A 14,538-nucleotide genomic window follows, 5' to 3' on the forward strand; every position below is an offset into this window, starting at 1 on the left:
CGCGGCCCCAACATCGACCGCACCACCTACCAAGCCACCACCGAGATCAACGTCCTGATCTTGACAGAAGCCACCCAGCCCTAACTGAACGGCGTTGGAACTAGATCACCGCCGGGTCAGCACCTGCGGACCGCTCTCCGTGATCGCGATGGTGTGCTCCGAGTGCGCCGTCCGCGACCCGTCAGCCGACCGGATCGTCCAGCCGTCCTCATCGAACTTGATCTTGTCGGTGGTCGCGCACAGCCACGGCTCGATCGCGATCGTCAGGCCGGGCTCCAGCCGGGCGCCACGGGCGCGCCGGCCGTCGTTGGCGATGTGCGGCGCCTCGTGCATGGTGCGCCCGACGCCGTGCCCGCCGAACTCCATGCTCACGCCGTACCCGTACTCGCGGGCGACCCCGCCGATCGCCGCCGAGATGTCACCGATCTTGTTGCCCGGCTGGGCGGCCGCGATGCCGGCCTCGAGGGCGACCTCGGTGGCCTCGATCAGCTTCAGGTCGGCGGGCGCGGGCGTACCGGCGATCACCGAGAGCGCGGAGTCGGCGACCCAGCCGTCGATCGACACGGCCATGTCGATGCTCAGCAGGTCGCCGTCGCGCAGCCGGTAGTCGCGGGGCAGCCCGTGCAGCACCGCGTCGTTCACCGACAGGCACAGCACGTTGCGGAACGGGCCACGGCCGAACGACGGCGAGTAGTCCCAGTAGGACGACACCGCGCCCCGCTCCTTGATCCGGCCGCGGGCGTGGTGCTCGAGGTCCATCAGGTTGACCCCGACGGCGGTCATCCCGGCCAGCTCCGCGAGCAGTTCGCCGACGAATTCCCCGGTGACGGCCATCCGGGCGATCTCGCCCGAAGTCTTCAGTTCGATCATGATAAGCCTCCCTAGCGGTATAGTTATACCACCCGCTGGAGAGACCCACCCCCAGAGCCCAGGCGTGGCTGGTGGCGACGACGCCGGCCACGATGGACAGCTCGGCGTCGTCGCGCGGGCCGAAGACCATCACCATCCCCGGGGTCAGCCGCACCCCACCGTTTGGCCACCGGATCGGGCGGCAGCGCCACGTGCAGTGAGCCGTCGAACTCCGGGTGCAGGTGAGCGAACTCGCCGGCCCGGGGCACGATGACAACGTCGTCACTGGCCGGGTGCGACGCCTCGAGGTGGAACCCGCGGGTGCCGGGCACCGAGATCGCCGACGGGCCACTGGTCACCCCGGCCAGTGCCATGATCCGGGTGAAGAGCTCTTCCTGCAGCCCGGCCGGGGCGTTGTCACTCTCCTGCCGCTGCGGGAGGGCGCTGCTGACCCGGGGTCGCGGTCCGCTGCGCGCCGGCAGGCCGGTCCAGGTGGTCCTGGAGCCATCCGGCGAGCGCCTGCACGGCGGGAGCGGCCAGGCCGTGGCCGACCGGATCACGACGGGCGTTCGCCGACGCACCGGACTCGCCGAGCAGGTAGTCCCACGTGCGGTCAAGCAGCTCCCGCGGGATCACCGTGTCGTGCTCGCCCTGCGCGACCAGCACCGGCAGTCCGCTCAGCCGGGCCGGTGTGGTCGGCACTCCCGCGTCGAACGGCAGCGTGCCGTAGAGGATCGCGGCGCCCGCGTAGCGCGACGGCTCGTCCAGGATCAGCCCACCGGCGAACGCGGCGCCACCGCTGAAGCCGACCAGCACCACCGGTCGCCCGGCCGGCGCGACCGTGGCGAGCCAGCCGGTGAACCAGTCCATCGTCGCGCGCAGCGACTCGGCGATCGGCCGGCCGATGCCCCGGTTGGCGAACCACGCATACCCGCCGCCGGCCGCGATCGGGGCGCGGACCGCCGCGTACGCGAAAGGGGCCGGCAGATGATCGGCCAGTGAGAGGATCTCCTTCTCGTGCGACCCGCGGCCGTGCAGCAGCACGATCAACGGTGCCGACGGATCGGCCGAGCCGGCCGTGGCGACGACCGGCGCCGCAAACCCGGAGCTCATGCCGCCTGCAGCGAACGCTTGGCCAGCCCGAGGGCGTAACCGTCGATCGTGGTGACCGGCGGCGCGGCCGGGTCGGTGGCGGCGCCGAGCGTGACGAACAGCGGCGTGAAGTGCTCCACGGTCGGGTGCGCGTACGGCATGCCGGGCGCCCGCGACCGGAAGTCGGCGAGCTCGTCGACCGCACCGCGGGTCAGCGCGTCGGCGGCCCAGTTGTCGAAGTCCGAGGACCAGCCGGGCACCTTGTCGAGGTTGTTCCAGTCGATGAACGGCAAGCCGTGCGTCATATAGCCGGAGCCGATCACCAGGACGCCGGACTCGCGCAGCGCCCGCAGCCGCCGTCCGAGATTCATCAGCCGGTCGGGGTCGTGGGTGGGCATGCTCAGCTGCAGGACCGGGATATCGGCGTCCGGGTACATGATCTTCAGCGGGACCCACGCGCCGTGGTCGAGCCCGCGGCTGCGGTGCTCGTGGACCGGCTCGGCGTCCGGCATCAGCTTCGCGACCTGGGCAGCCAGCTCGGTGGCGGCCGGCGTGTCGTAGCGCATCCGGTGGTACATCGGGTCGAAGCCGCCGAAGTCGTAGACCAGGTCGCTGGGCCGGGTGCTGCTGAGGCTCAGCGGCGCGGACTCCCAGTGCGCGCTGACGATCAGGACCGCCTTGGGCTTGGGCAGCGCCCGCGCCCAGCCGTGCAGCTGGGTCATCCAGTCGGTCATCTCGAACAGCATCGGCGCGCCGTGGCTGATGTAGAGGCTCGGCAGCGGCCCGTCGTCCGGCGTCCAGGCCCGGTGGGCGGGAGCGGCAGCGGCGCGGCGCAGGTGGGCGGCGAACGGGTGCTGAGCGGGGATGCGCCGGTCCGCGGCCGCAGTCGTGCTGGTCATGACGACTCCTCGAAAGCATTGGTTGTTGCTACAACTAACACCGTACGGCAGGTTTGTTGTAGCGACAACTTTTTCGGCGTGGTGTGACCCGACACTCGATCGGGGCAAGATCAGACAGGGCCGGGATCCTGTGCTAGCGTGACCTCGTTGCAGTTTTGATTTCCGTAGACGTTTTTGGGCGCCTGATGGGTTATCTAAACCATCGGGCGCTTTTTTCGTTTTTCGTGTCGGTTCCGACGCGGGTCATCAACGCAGCGGCGCAAGGGACCGCATAGTGTGGTCTTGAACACCTGCGAAGGAGCAGACAATGGTTACAGGCACCGTGAAGTGGTTCAACGCCGACAAGGGCTTCGGCTTCATCACCCCGGACGACGGCGGCGCTGACGTCTTCGCCCACTTCTCTGCGATCGCGTCGAGCGGCTTCCGCAGCCTCGACGAGAACCAGAAGGTCGAGTTCGACGTCACCCAGGGCCAGAAGGGCCTGCAGGCGGAGAACATCCGTCCGCTCTGAGCTTTAGCTCTCTGAACGGCGGCCCGCTTTCGAGCGGGTCGCCGTTTGGCGTTTCCCGGGCCTTGACAGGATGTCCGGGTGCGCGCCGTAGTGATCGACACCGTCCGGGCCCGGCCGGAGGTTCGTGACGTCCCCGAACCCATCGCCCCGGACGGTGGTGTGGTCGTCCGGGTGCTGGCGACCGGTATGTGCCGCAGTGACTGGCACGGCTGGGCCGGCCACGACGAGATCACCTTCCCGCACGTGCCCGGCCACGAACTCGCCGGCGTGGTCGCCTCGGTCGGCGCCGGGGTCGAACGCTGGCGGGCCGGCGACCGGGTCACCGTCCCGTTCGTCTGCGGCTGCGGGCACTGCGAGTGGTGCCGGAGCGGTCAGGCCCAGATCTGCCCCGCCCAGCAGCAGCCCGGATTCACCCACTGGGGTTCGTTCGCCGAATACGTCGCCCTGCACGCGGCCGACACCAACCTGATCGCGATCCCCGAACGGGTGGACTTCGTCACTGCGGCCGCACTCGGCTGCCGGTTCGCCACGGCGTATCGCGCCCTGGCCGGCCGCTCCCGGGTGACGGAAGGCGAGTGGGTGACCGTGCTGGGGGCGGGCGGGGTGGGACTCAGCGCCGTGATGATCGCCCGCGCGCTCGGCGCCCGGGTGATCGCGGTCGACCGGAACCCGGAAGCCCTCGCTCTCGCCGCCGCCCTGGGCGCCGAACACACCCTGCTCACCAGCAGCATCGCCAGCAGCCGCACCGCCGGTACCACCAGCACCGGCAGCACCGCCCTCGACATCCCTGCCGTCGACAGCGGCGGCCTCGACATCCCGGCGGTCGGCAGCGGCATCGTCGATGTCCCGGCCGCGGTGGCCGGCATCACCGGTGGTGGTAGCCACGTCGCGGTCGACGCGGTCGGCAGCGAGCAGACCTGCGCCGACGCGATCCTCAGCCTGCGCCGCCGGGGCCGGCACGTCCAGGTCGGCCTGTTGCCCCCGGTCGACGGCCACCCGCGGGTACCGATGGCCCGGGTGATCGCCTGGGAACTCGACCTGCTCGGCAGCCACGGTATGGCGGCGGCCGACTACCCGGCCATGATGGCACTGATCGCGGACGGCTCGTTGCAGCCGCAACGCCTGATCGAGCGCACCATCGGCCTGGCCGAGGCGGCTGCAGTGCTGCCCGATTTCGATCAGGCCACGGTCGCCGGCATGACAATGCTCGACCCAACCCGCCCCTAACCCCGCCGCAACTCCACACACAACACGGCGCGACTTCGAGCGTGGGGACTTTCGGTGCGGGGCGCACCACAACTTCACACGCAACGCGGGGTCAGCCCGAACGTGGGGACTTTCGGTGCGGAGCGCACCACAACTTCACACGCAACGCGGGGTCAGCTCTAGCGTGGGGACTTTCGGTGCGGAGTGTGCTGTGACTTCACATGCGACGCCGGGGGCTAGCGGGTGCTTTCGCGGGCTACGAAGTGGGCGGTGGGGGCCTGGTAGACCGTGGGCTCGGCGCCGGCCAGCGCGTCGAGGAGCGCTCGGGCGGCCAGCTCGCCGATCCGGCCCACGTCGTGGCTCATCGCGGACAGCGCCGGGACCGCCAGCTGGCACAGCGTCGAATCGTCCCAGGCGACCACCGAGACGTCCTGCGGCACCTTGACCCCGCGCTCGCGCAGCTCGTCGAGCACCGCCAGGGCCATCAGGTCGTTGTCGCAGACGAACGCGGTCGCGCCACCGGTGAGCAGGCCGCCGGTCTGTGCGCGCCCCGACTCGTACGAATAATCGCCCTCGGCCTGCAGCAACCGCAGGCCGCGCGCGGCGGCCTCGGCCTCGGCGCCCTCGCGGCGCAGTTGGGTGTGCGCGAACGACATCGGCCCGCTGATGTGTCCGATCATCTCGTGCCCGCCCTCGGCCAGCAGCCGGACCGCCTCCCGGGCGAACCCGGCGTCATCGGTCCACACCGTCGGCAGGCCGGACGCCGTGGACGGGGCACCGAGCACCACGGCCGGCAGGCCCAGCCGGTGCACCAGGGCGACCCGGTCGTCCTCGGGTGACAGGTCGACCAGCACCACACCGTCGACCTGCGCGCCGGCCGCCCACCGTTCGTAGGTCTCGCACTCGGCGTCCCGGTCGGTGACGACCTTGACCAGCACCGAGACGCCGGCCGGGGTGAGCACACGCTCCAGGCCCTCGAGGAACTCGTGGTAATACGGCTCCTCGCCGAACACCCGCGACGCACGTGCCAGCACCAGGCCGACCCGCCGTTGTGCCTGTGCCACCACTGCCTCCGGTTCTGCTCGCCCGGCGATACGGTACCGCGACCGCGACCGGCCCGACCGCACCGACAAGACCGCGACAGGCCCGACCGCACTGCCAAGACCGATCGCACCGTTAAGACCGCGACAGGCCGGGCCACGCCGACCGCACCGACCGCACCGACCGCACCGACCAGCCTGATCTTAAATATCCTTAAATTAGTAATCTATCGATTGATTCGGGGCGATCACGCGGTGATGCTGGCGGGAGATCTCTTCCCCCTCTCCCCCGAGGAACCGATGAAAGTCACCCGACGCACCCGCACCGTCTCCGTCGTGACCACCGTCGTCGCGGCGCTGCTGCTGGGCGCCGCCATGATCCGCACCGCCGAGAACGCCGACGCGTTCGCGGTGACCAGCAAGGCGACGGTGCTCAGCTACCTGAAGTCGATCAGCGGCACCGCGATCGTCAGCGGCCAGCACAACAAGGAGCCCGCCAGCGCGCCGCTGCAGTACAGCCAGCAGGCCTTCGACGTCACCGGCCAGTGGCCGGGCCTGTGGGGCGGCGACATGATGTTCAACCCGGCCGACGTGGCCAACCGCCAGCGGGTCGTCGACCAGGCCAAGGCGCAGTGGGCCAAGGGTTCGCTGGTCGCGCTGACCTGGCACGCCTGCTCCCCCACCGTCGGCGAGAGCTGCGCGTTCACCGGCGGCGTGAGCACGAAGATCTCCGACGCGCAGTTCCAGGAGATCGTCACCGGCGGCACCGCGCTCAACACCACCTGGCGTAACCGGATGGCCGCCGTCGTCCCGTATCTCAAGCAGCTCAAGGACGCCGGCATCCCGGTGCTCTGGCGGCCGTTCCACGAGATGAACGAGACCTGGAACTGGCGGCGCCAAGATCTACCAGCAGATGAAGGACTACTTCGACAGCCAGGGCCTGGACAACCTGATCTGGGTCTGGAACGTCCAGGACAACCCCACCGCCAACTGGGCGCAGTACTACCCGGGCAGCACCTACGCCGACGTGGTGTCGCTCGACGCCTGGTACAAGAACTACCCCTCGGCGGCCGACTATCAGCAGCTGCGGGCGATCGACGGCAGCAAGCCGATCGCGATCGCCGAGATGGGCAAGCTGCCGACCGCGGCGCTGCTGAACAGTCAGCCGCAGTGGGCGTACTTCATGATCTGGTCGGAGCAGCTGCGCAGTCTCAACACGAACACGGAGATCCAGACCGCGTACTACCTGCCCCGCGTCCTCAACCAGGGTGAGATCAACCTGGGTGGCGGGACAGCCACCGCAGCACCCACGACAGCGCCGGGCGCCACGAGCGGGAAGATCCGGGCGGTGGCCGCGAACAAGTGCCTCGACGCCGCCACCGTGGTGCAGATCTACACGTGTGACACCAACGGCACGGCTCAGCAGTGGACCGTCGGCGCCGACGGCACCCTCCGGGCGCTCGGCAAGTGCCTGGACGTCACGGCGTCCGGCACCGCCGACGGCACGAAGATCCAGATGTACGCCTGCGACGCCGGCAACGCCCAGCGCTTCACGTACAACGCGACCACCAAGGACCTGGTGAACGTCGGTTCGGGCAAGTGCCTGGACGTGGTGGGCGAGGCGAGCGCAAACGGGACGCGGCTGCAGCTGTGGACGTGCAACGGCAAGGTCAACCAGGACTTCACCCTGCCGGTCTGATCAGGTAGAGGAAGAAGTCACGCTGCCTGCGCGGTGTGATCCATGGCCGGCTGGTACAGCGAGCTGCGGCCCTTCCCCGCCCCCTTGGACGCGTACATGGCGACGTCGGCCCGGCGCAGCAACTCGCCCGGGCCGGCGTCCGGCCAGCTCGCGGCCAGCCCCACGCTGCACCCGACCGGCAGCTCATGGCGCCCGACAACAACCGGCGCCGACACCGCCGCGGACACCCGGGTCAGCACCCCGCCGGCGTCGGCGGCCGATTCCGGCCCGAGCAGCAGGGCGAACTCGTCGCCACCGAGCCGGGCGACCAGATCTCCGGCACCGACCGCGGAACGCAGCCGCTGACCGACGGCGATCAGCAGTTCGTCGCCGACGTGGTGGCCGAGCGTGTCGTTGACGCCCTTGAAGTCGTCCAGGTCGATCAGCGCGACGGCGGCCGGCTCGCCGGAGGCCAGCGCGGCGTTCAGGCGTTCCTCGAACAGCCGCCGGTTGGCCAGGCCGGTGAGTGCGTCGTGGCTGGCCTGGTGGGCGAGCTGGTGTTGCGCCGCGCGCAGGTCGCCGAGGCTGGCGTCGAGCTCGCGCAGCAGCCGGGCGTTGTCGTAGAACGCCAGGATCTGCCGGCCGACGACGATCGCGGTAAGTGTGACCCCGACGATCGTGACCACCGTGGACCGGCCGCCGGTGTGCAACAGCAGCCCGTCCGTGGCGGCGACGGCGAGGTACGGGGCCAGGCTGAACGGGCGGCGTGGCGTGCGGTCCGGCGCGGTCCGCCCGAGCAGCGTACGTTCCCGTTCGATCGTCAGGCTGAACAGGAAGAACGTCAGCGGCACACTGACCGCGATCGCGTTGAGGTCGGGCCGGGCGGCCAGCCGCGGCAGCAGACCGCCGACCAGCGACGAGACGACCACGCAGCAGCCGAGAAAGTACATGGTGCGCCGGTCGACGCCGCGCGCGCCGGCGATGGCGAGCTTGCTGAACGCCAGGGCGGCCGCGCACGCGAAGAGCATCAGCCCCATCACCGGCCCGGCCGAGCCGACCGCCGAGACCAGCTCGTTGAAGTTGCGGAAGTACAGGTACCAGCCGAACAGCCCGACGGTCAGCATCACCACGGCGGCGTCCAGGCCGAACCGCACCACGGCGGTGCCCCGGATCGGAATGCGGGCCGGCAGCCGGAGCAGCGCCCAGAGCACGACCAGGATCGCGCAGCCGAACAGTCCGTTCGCCGGCCCGGCGAGCGTCACCGTCTGCGGCTCGACGAGGGTGTCCCACCCGGTGACCAGGACTGCGGCCACGATCACGAACTGGGCGACGGCCAGCAGCCGCCAGAATCGACGTCCCTCGGCGGACAGCTCCGGGTTGCGGGTCAACCGCCGCAGCTGGAGCTGGTTGACCACGATGACCAGCGGCGCGAAGATCCACCCCAGCCAGCCCGGGCCGGCCTCACCGGGCGCGTTGGCGGCGAACCACACGATGCTGAGCAGCGCCAGGACGCCGGAGATCGCGGTGGGCAGGAGGTGACCGGCCCGCCCGTGCGTTCGCAGCATCCGCAGGTGCCTCCTCGTCGCGTCGAGGTGCCCATCGGCAGACATGGCTGCGGAATGAGAAAAGGGTGCCGCCCGCAGACGGCACCCTTGCGCTCTACTCGTCCCCGGCGAGGACCGTGGCCAGGTCGGTGACCACCCACGGCGCCTTGACCAGCGCCGGGTCCAGCTCGACCGGGCCACGTACCCGGACCGTCGCCGACTCGCCGGGCAGCAGGGTGAGGAAGCCGCGGTCGGCGACCGCCTCCGGGTGGATCCGGTCGGCCTGCAGCAGCACGTCCCGCGCCAGGCCGTCGGCCCGGATCAACACATCGAGACCGCCGGGCACCGGGTCCGCGGTCACCGTCAGGGCCGCGTCAGGATGGGGGAAATCCTTGTCCGGTACGGCGAACCAGAGCGCCCTGGCCTGATCCAACTCGGCCACCAGGAACTCGCCGTCGCCGATCGCCGTCACGTCGCGCGGGATCTCCACCAGCGTGACCTGCCGGGCCGCGACCTCGACCGGTACCGCCCACGCGGCCCGCAACTCCCCGCCGGTGGTCCGCCGGTGCACGGCGAGCCGGCCGGCCCACCCCGCGGGGCTGTCGTTGAGCACCGCCACCACCAGGCCACCGTCGCGCGGTTGCACGGTCAGGCCCCGCGCGGCATGCAGGCTGGCGAGCTCGAAGTAGAGCGGCTTGTACCGCCCGGCCCCGTCGATCGCCGCCCACGAGGTGACCGGCCACAGGTCGTTGAGCTGCCAGAGAATGCTGCCACCGGTGTGCGGCCAGTACGAGCGCCAGTGCTCGACCCCGGCCCGGATCGCCCGCACCTGATTGAGCTGGGTCAGGTAGTGCCAGGCCTCGGTGCTCGACGGCGTGCCGAAGTGCGGGGCCAGCCCGCGGGCCAGCTTGCCGTTGCCGTCCTCGGCCTTCTGGTGGTGCAGCACGCCCGGCGAGTCCGGCAGCATCGGGTCGTCGGAGACCGCGTCGCGCAGCGTGGTCCACGCCGGCGGCGCCTGCCAGCCGAACTCGGCGACGAACCGGGGCGCCGAGTCGCGGTAGTTGAGGTAGTCCTCGCGGTTCCACACCTCCCACGAGTGGAACGTGCCGTGACCGGTGTCGTTGGGCAGGTGGTCCCAGGAGCCCGACCAGGGGCTGCCGGCCTGGTAGGGGCGCGACGGGTCGAGGTCGGCGACGATCGCCGGGAGCGTCTCCAGGTAGTACCGCTCACCCCAGCTCGCCTCGTCGCTCCAGCCCATCGCGCCGTGCAGCCACAGGTTCTCGTTGTTGCCGCTCCACGTGATCAGGCTGGGGTGCGGGGCGAGGCGGGTCACGTTCTCCCGGGCCTCGGCGACCACCTCGGAGAACAGTGGCTCCTCCTCGGGATAGTCGGCGCAGGCGAACAGGAAGTCCTGCCAGACCAGCAGGCCGAGTTCGTCGCAGACCTCGTAGAAGGCACGATCCTCGTAGATCCCGCCGCCCCACACCCGGATCAGGTTGACACCGGCGGCGACCGCCTCGCGCAGCCGGAGCTCGTAGCGCGCCCGGGTCATCCGGGCCGGGAAGATGTCGTCCGGGATCCAGTTCACGCCCTTGACCAGCACCGGCTCGCCGTTGATCTCGATGACGAAGCGGGAGCCGGCCGCGTCCGGGCCCCGGTCGATGGATACGCCGCGGAACCCGGTGCGCCGCTGCCAGCGGTCCAGGAGCACGTCACCGGTGGACAGTTCCACCGTGAGGTCGTGCAGGGGCTGCGAGCCGTAGCCGATCGGCGCCCATTGTCGTACAAAATCGGGGTTTGCCGAGAGGGACAACCGGGAGTCGCCGGGCGGCAGCTCGCCGCGCGCCACCTCGCGGCCGTCCAGCAGGACCCGCACGGACAGCGGCACGTCGTGCAGGCGCTCGGCCTCGATCGTCAGGTCCAGCCGGCCCGCGCCATCGGACCAGGTCGCCAGCGGACGGACCGTGGCGAGGCGGGCGACGCTCCAGCCCTCGAGGCGGACCGGCCGCCAGATGCCCGCGGTGACCAGCGTGGGACCCCAGTCCCAGCCGAAGCTGCAGGCCATCTTGCGGATGAAGTTGAACGGCTCAGGGTACGCGTTGGCGCGCTCCCCGAGCAGCTCACGGACCCGTTCGGCCTCGGTGTACGCCGAGGTGAAAAGCACGTCCAGCGGCTGCGGCGAGCCGTCGAGCAGCGCGGTGACGTCGTAGCGGTAACCGCGGTGCATGTTGCGGGTCGCGCCGAGCGGGGTGCCGCCCAGCGCGACGGCCGCGACCGTGTCCAGGCCGTCGAAGACCAGGTCGACACGCTCGTGCGCGGGCCCGTCCCAGGCGATGTCGCGCCGGTACGCCCAGTCGGCGCGCCCGACCCAGCCCACCGTCGTCTCGTTGTCGTCGAGGAACGGGTCCGGGATCGCGCCGGCGGCGAGCAGGTCGGTGTGCACACAGCCGGGCACCGTGGCGGGTAGCTCGTGGTCGGCGCCGCGCAGCGTCCACGCACCGCCCAGGTCCTGCTTGGAGATCATGGTGGGTTCCCCCGTCACTTGGTGGCACCGGCGGTGATGCCGTTGTAGATGAAGCGCTGCAGCAGCAGGAAGATCACCACGGTGGGCAGGAGGACGATCATCGTGCAGGCGGCGATCGTCTCCCACTGCGCTCCGTAGGGGCCCTTGAACCGGAACAGCGCGGTCGAGATGACGCTGAGATCGGGCGATCGCAGGTAGAGGAACGGGATGTAGAACTCGTTGTAGACGGCGATGCCCTTGATGATCACCACGGTGGCGATGGCCGGCTTCATCAGCGGGAGGATGATCTTGCGGTAGATGGTGAACCGGTTCGCGCCGTCGATCATCGCGGCCTGGTCCAGGCTCTGCGGGATCGACTGCATGAACTGGATGAAGATGTAGATCGACACGATGTCGGTGCCCATGAACAGCACGATCGCCGACCACTGCGTGTTGACCAGGCCCAGCGACTTGACGATCTGGAACGTGGCCACCTGGGTGGTGACCCCGGGCACCAGCGCCGCGACCAGGAACAGCCCGAGCACCGCGCGCTTGAAGCGGAACGTGAACCGGCTCACCGCGTACGCCGCCAGGGTGCCGATCACGACCGTGCCGGTCAGCGACACCACCAGGATGATCGTGGTGTTCCAGAAGCCGCGCAGCATGTTGCCGGCGGTCCACGCCACCGCGAAGTTGTGGAAGTTGAACCAGTTCCGCGGCGGGGTGAGCGGGCCGGTGGCGTTGTACTCGGCGTGCGTCTTGAGCGCGGCGAACAGCACCACCACCAGCGGGACGAGCACCACCAGCGAGGCCAGCACGAGGGACGCGTACTTCGCGGCGCGGAGGAGCTTGCTCATGTCAGCGTCACCTCGTCGTCAGGCAGGATCCGGCGCTGGATCCAGGTGAGCAGCAGCACGATCAGCAGCAGCACCACCGCCATGGCCGAGGCCAGGCCGATCTGCCGGAACTGGAACGCGGTCTGGTACGCCTGGACCACGAACGTGCGGGTGCCGTTCGCGCCGCCGGTCATGATGAACGGGATCTCGAAGACCGCGAGGCTGCCGGAGACCGCCAGGATGAAGGACAGGCTGATGATGCGGCGGATCCCGGGCGCGATGATGTGCCGGAACTGGTGCCACCGGTTCGCGCCGTCGATCTCGGCGGCCTCGTAGATCTCACCGGGGATCGACTGGATCGCGCCGAGGAACAGCACGAAGTTGAGCCCGGTGAACCGCCACACCGACGTGCCGGCCAGCGAGAAGTTCGCGATGTCCGGGTCACCCAGCCAGAGCCGGGTGTGCTCGCCCAGGCCGACGAAGCGCATCAGGGTGTCGAGGGTGCCGTCCGGCTGGAACAGGTACAGGAAGACGAAACCGACCGCGACCCCGTTGAGCAGGTACGGGAAGAACAGGATGCCCTTGAACAGGTTCTTGAACCGGACGTTGAACGAGAGCACCACCGCGAAGTACAGCGCGATCGCGATCTGCGCGAACGACGCCACGAAGTAGTACAGGCTGACCAGGAAGACCCGCCAGTACTGCTCGTCGGTGAAGACCCGGACGTAGTTGGCGAAGCCGACCGGGTCCATCGTGACGTCCAGGCCGTCCCACTTGTGGAAGCTGTACCAGAGCATGTTGCCGACCGGCACGTAGGTGAACGTGATCAGCAGGATCAGCGCGGGCGCCAGGTACCACCACGGCCGGCTGCGAGCGATCACTTCATGACCTGGGACTGAGCGGCACCCCACCGCTTGTTCAGCTCGGCGAAGTACGAGTCCTTGTCACCCTTGGCAGCGCCGCGAGCGGTGTCGATCAGCTTCTGCCGGTAGATCTCGCCCTTGAGGTCGATCTCCGACTCCTTGATGATCTCGTCTTCCTTGCCGGAGTTGGTGACCGCCGCCGGGACCTCCAGCAGCTCGACGCCGGTGCCGGTGAACGCCTGCAGCGCGGCCGGCAGCGGCTGGCTGATCGCCGGCGGAATGGCCTGCTGGTCGGTGGCGAAGCCGGAGTCGTTGACGAACCAGTCCAGGAACGCCTTGGCGGTCGCCTTGTTCTTCGAGTTCTTGCTGACCGCGGCCATTTTGTCGCCGTCGATCGCGGCGTGGAACTTGCCGCCGGTCTGGTACGGGAACGGCCAGAGGCCGATGTCGTCCGGGTTCGCGCCGGCGGCCTTCGCGGCCTCCTGGATCTGCGGGACCGCCCACGAGCCGAGCAGCATGGCCGCGGTCTTGCCGGTGGCCAGCATCGGCTTGGACCCTTCCCAGTTCGTGGTCAGCGGGTCCTTCTCGCTGAGCTTGCGGTTCACCACGTCGTAGAGCAGCCCGTCCGCGAGGTACGCGATCTTGCCGGGCTGCCAGGGGCTGGCGTCGGCCGGGAACTTGTCGTTGATCGCCGGGTCGGCCAGCACGGCCCGCTGGCTGTTCCACTCGCCGAGCGGCCAGGCGTCCTTGTAGTTGGTGTAGTACGGGACGGCGCCGGTCTTGGCGACCGCCGCGAGCCCGGCGAGGAACTCCTCCGGCGTCTTCGGCGGCGCGGTGACCCCGGCCTGCGCCCAGATCCGCTTGTTGACCACGAAGCCCTTGGCGATCCCGCCCAGCGAGAGCCCGTAGACCTTGCCCTGGTAGGTGGCCGGGCTGGTGAACCGGTACTTGGCCTTCAGCTCCGCGTCGGTGCCGAGCGGCTCGAAGAACTGGCCGTACTGGTCCAGCGCGACGGTGCTGGGGATCAGCAGCACGTCGCCGTAGGCGCCGCCGCTGAGCTGGGTGGTGACGTCGTTGTCGTAGTTCGTGACGCCCTCGAAGGTGACCTTCGTACCGGGGAACTTGGCCTCGAAGGCCGCGACGTACTCCTTGAACTTCGTGTCGACCAGGTCGGTCCGGTTGGTCAGGACCGTGATCGAGCCCTTGACCTCGCCGGAGAAGTCGCCGGTCGTGCCGGTGTCCTCGCTGCCGGCGCCGCCGGTGCAGCCGGTCACCAGGGCGAGCGCTGCCACCGTGCCGAGACCGAGGAAGTGCCTTCTATTGATCATGCTGGAATCCGTCCGCTGAAGAGGTCGGTGAGGCGCGCCCAGCATGAGACGGCCGTTACAGCGCTGTCAAGATTAGATTACTAATTTATTTTGGATTCTCCCCGGGACCGTGCGTCACACTCGGGATCTACCGCGGCGGTAAGTTAGCGACGGAGCGGACTGGCCGCTCGCGCAGGACATGAACCGGAG

Annotated in this window: 12 protein-coding genes and 1 pseudogene; 4 read left to right on the forward strand and 9 right to left on the reverse strand. The window is 69.6% G+C overall.

The genetic code is table 11. From position 1 onward, the window contains the following. Window positions 1-105: 105 nt before the first annotated feature. From map to ADL15_RS30740, 3 genes are all read right to left on the reverse strand, one after another. On the reverse strand, window positions 106-870 hold the full coding sequence (map, locus tag ADL15_RS30730) for a type I methionyl aminopeptidase (RefSeq protein ID WP_067698470.1): 765 nt from the start codon (window positions 868-870) through the stop codon (window positions 106-108). A 396-nt stretch (window positions 871-1,266) separates the two neighbouring features. Continuing rightward, window positions 1,267-1,962 carry an alpha/beta hydrolase gene (locus ADL15_RS30735; RefSeq protein WP_083971943.1) on the reverse strand — a complete coding sequence of 232 codons (696 nt, stop codon included), beginning with the start codon at window positions 1,960-1,962 and terminating at the stop codon, window positions 1,267-1,269. Beyond that, window positions 1,959-2,840: a dioxygenase family protein gene (locus tag ADL15_RS30740; protein ID WP_067698472.1), complete on the reverse strand. Its 882-nt coding sequence runs from the start codon at window positions 2,838-2,840 to the stop codon at window positions 1,959-1,961. Before ADL15_RS30740 ends, ADL15_RS30735 begins: the two co-directional genes overlap by 4 nt. Before the next feature lie 307 nt (window positions 2,841-3,147). On the opposite strand from ADL15_RS30740, the gene cspE reads away from it, so the two are divergent. Continuing rightward, window positions 3,148-3,351, forward strand: coding sequence for a transcription antiterminator/RNA stability regulator CspE (cspE, locus tag ADL15_RS30745; RefSeq protein WP_067698474.1), 204 nt, complete (start codon window positions 3,148-3,150; stop codon window positions 3,349-3,351). A 78-nt stretch (window positions 3,352-3,429) separates the two neighbouring features. Then, on the forward strand, window positions 3,430-4,578 hold the full coding sequence (locus ADL15_RS30750) for an alcohol dehydrogenase catalytic domain-containing protein (RefSeq protein ID WP_067698476.1): 1,149 nt from the start codon (window positions 3,430-3,432) through the stop codon (window positions 4,576-4,578). 215 nt (window positions 4,579-4,793) lie between these two features. Here ADL15_RS30750 and ADL15_RS30755 read toward each other — a convergent pair whose 3' ends face one another. Then, window positions 4,794-5,621: a LacI family DNA-binding transcriptional regulator gene (locus ADL15_RS30755; RefSeq protein ID WP_067698601.1), complete on the reverse strand. Its 828-nt coding sequence runs from the start codon at window positions 5,619-5,621 to the stop codon at window positions 4,794-4,796. A gap of 351 nt (window positions 5,622-5,972) precedes the next feature. Between ADL15_RS30755 and ADL15_RS56580 the strand changes: the two are divergent. Beyond that, a pseudogene (locus ADL15_RS56580) lies at window positions 5,973-6,428 on the forward strand (glycosyl hydrolase); the annotation flags it as partial. An 82-nt stretch (window positions 6,429-6,510) separates the two neighbouring features. Then, the gene (locus ADL15_RS56585) at window positions 6,511-7,296 is read left to right on the forward strand and encodes a ricin-type beta-trefoil lectin domain protein (RefSeq protein ID WP_269748394.1); all 786 of its coding nucleotides are present in this window, start codon (window positions 6,511-6,513) and stop codon (window positions 7,294-7,296) included. Window positions 7,297-7,313: 17 nt separating this feature from the next. Here ADL15_RS56585 and ADL15_RS30765 read toward each other — a convergent pair whose 3' ends face one another. From ADL15_RS30765 to ADL15_RS30785, 5 genes are all read right to left on the reverse strand, one after another. Beyond that, window positions 7,314-8,840: a GGDEF domain-containing protein gene (locus ADL15_RS30765; protein WP_067698478.1), complete on the reverse strand. Its 1,527-nt coding sequence runs from the start codon at window positions 8,838-8,840 to the stop codon at window positions 7,314-7,316. Window positions 8,841-8,934: 94 nt separating this feature from the next. Then, the gene (locus tag ADL15_RS30770) at window positions 8,935-11,343 is read right to left on the reverse strand and encodes a glycoside hydrolase family 2 protein (RefSeq protein ID WP_067698480.1); all 2,409 of its coding nucleotides are present in this window, start codon (window positions 11,341-11,343) and stop codon (window positions 8,935-8,937) included. 14 nt (window positions 11,344-11,357) lie between these two features. Then, window positions 11,358-12,179: a carbohydrate ABC transporter permease gene (locus tag ADL15_RS30775; RefSeq protein WP_067698482.1), complete on the reverse strand. Its 822-nt coding sequence runs from the start codon at window positions 12,177-12,179 to the stop codon at window positions 11,358-11,360. Continuing rightward, window positions 12,176-13,039 (reverse strand): carbohydrate ABC transporter permease, encoded by an 864-nt coding sequence (locus tag ADL15_RS30780; RefSeq protein ID WP_232344519.1) that lies wholly within the window; start codon window positions 13,037-13,039, stop codon window positions 12,176-12,178. The genes ADL15_RS30775 and ADL15_RS30780 overlap by 4 nt, the downstream gene beginning before the upstream one ends. Further along, a complete protein-coding gene (locus ADL15_RS30785; RefSeq protein WP_083971946.1) occupies window positions 13,036-14,349 on the reverse strand; it encodes an ABC transporter substrate-binding protein in 1,314 nt (437 codons plus the stop codon). The genes ADL15_RS30780 and ADL15_RS30785 overlap by 4 nt, the downstream gene beginning before the upstream one ends. Window positions 14,350-14,538 lie beyond the last annotated feature (189 nt).

Source organism: Actinoplanes awajinensis subsp. mycoplanecinus (genome assembly GCF_001509495.1).
Lineage (GTDB): Bacteria > Actinomycetota > Actinomycetes > Mycobacteriales > Micromonosporaceae > Actinoplanes > Actinoplanes palleronii.